The organism is Lapidilactobacillus dextrinicus DSM 20335, from assembly GCF_001436095.1.
Classification (GTDB): domain Bacteria; phylum Bacillota; class Bacilli; order Lactobacillales; family Lactobacillaceae; genus Lapidilactobacillus; species Lapidilactobacillus dextrinicus.
On sequence record NZ_AYYK01000022.1, the window covers coordinates 104,478 to 104,726 of the forward strand.

Below are 249 nucleotides of genomic sequence, written 5' to 3' on the forward strand. Positions count from 1 at the left end.
TAGCATTGTCTTCCCAAAGGGAAGATAAGTGATATCGGTTGTCAGTTTTTGCAAGGGTTGAGCTGTATTCCAATCACGGTTAACTAAGTTCTCAAAGGTCTTATAAGGATTACCAGGCTTATTAAAACGTTTTTGCTTAAAACGACAACCCCAGCCATGACGTGACATAATTCTTTGAACTTTGCTCACACTGCACTTAATCAATCTGTCTTTAGTGAGCAGCGCATGGATTTTTCGGTACCCATAAAG

Annotated in this window: 1 protein-coding gene; it reads right to left on the reverse strand. The window is 39.8% G+C overall.

Going from position 1 to position 249, the window contains the following annotated elements:
• Window positions 1-249: IS3 family transposase (locus FC84_RS08930; protein WP_157051859.1), on the reverse strand; the 249-nt coding region annotated here is incomplete at both ends.